Here is a 1,323-nt window from a genome sequence, read left to right as displayed (position 1 = left end):
GGTGAACCGCACCGGGTTTGCCGGAGACCCCAACTCGTGAGAAGTAGGGTCTATGACAAGCAAAACGACGAACAAATTTTCTCCTGAAGTCCGTGCCCGCGCGGTTCGAATGGTGACGGAGCATGAAGCCTAACATCCCTCCCGCTGGGCGGCGGTATCATCGATAGCGGCCAAGATCGGCTGCTCGGCGCATACGCTCCATGAATGGGTGAAGAAGGCCGAGGTCGACAGCGGCAAGCGTGCAGGTTTGCCGAGCGACGTCGCGGAGAAGATGAAGGCTTTGGAGCGGGAGAACCGCGAGCTTCGTCACGCGAATGAGATTTTACGCAAAGCCTCTGCGTATTTTGCCCAGGCGGAGCTCGACCGCCCACTGAAGCGATGATTGCTTTCATCGACGAACACCGCTCAAGGCTCGGGGTCGAGCCGATCTGCAGGCTGCTGCCGATTGCCCCGTCCACCTATTATGAGGTCGCCGCCAAGCGCGCGGACGTGGATCGCCTGTCGGCCCGCGCCCGGAGCGACATGGCCATGAAGATCGAGATACGCCGTGTGTTCAACGAGAACTTCCAGGTCTATGGTGCGCGCAAGGTCTGGCGGCAGTTGCAACGAGAAGGCTTCGACATCGCCCGCTGCACCGTCGCTCGGCTTATGAAAATGATAGGGCTTCAAGGTGTCATTCGCGGCAAGCCAGTCAGAACCACTGTGCCGGACAAAGCAACTCCATGCCCGCTTGATCGCGTGAACCGACACTTCTTCGCACCCGCACCAAACATGCTGTGGCTTTCTGATTTCACGTATGTGGCCACTTGGCAGGGTTCGTCTACGTCGCTTCGTGATCGATCCTTCGCTCGCCGTATCGTCGGTTGGCGGGCAAGTCGGACTGCCCATGCAGGCTTTGTGCTCGATGCTCTTGACCAGGCGCTTCATGATCGGCGGCCCGCCCATCGTGGCGGACTCATTCATCATTCCGACAGGGGCTCGCAATACGTGTCCATTCGCTATTCCGAGCGACTGGCGGAAGCAGGCATTGAGCCTTCTGTCGGAAGCGTTGGCGACAGTTACGACAACGCTCTGGCCGAAACGATCAACGGTCTTTACAAGGCCGAGGTCATCCATCGACGGGGACCGTGGCGCAACTTCGAAGCCGTGGAGTTCGCCACACTCGAATGGGTCGATTGGTTTAACAACCGCCGCCTTCTGGAGCCCATCGGAAACATTCCGCCCGCCGAGGCCGAAGAACGATACTATGCCATGCTGGACGCGCCAGCTATGGCCGCATAACTTAAACAAAACGGTCTCCGGCAAATACGGTGCGGTTCAGAC

General features: G+C 59.0%; 1 pseudogene and 1 other annotated feature. The pseudogene reads left to right on the top strand.

From position 1 onward, the window contains the following. Positions 1 to 52: 52 nt before the first annotated feature. Positions 53 to 1,281: pseudogene (locus tag DFR47_RS21495) on the top strand (IS3 family transposase). Beyond that, positions 337 to 453, top strand: a sequence feature (AL1L pseudoknot). (Overlaps the previous pseudogene by 117 nt.) Positions 1,282 to 1,323: the final 42 nt, after the last annotated feature.

This window comes from Pseudochrobactrum asaccharolyticum (genome assembly GCF_003314995.1).
Taxonomy (GTDB): Bacteria; Pseudomonadota; Alphaproteobacteria; order Rhizobiales; family Rhizobiaceae; genus Pseudochrobactrum; species Pseudochrobactrum asaccharolyticum.
Note: the sequence above shows the minus strand (reverse complement) of the source record. Positions and strands in the feature narration are given on the sequence as shown.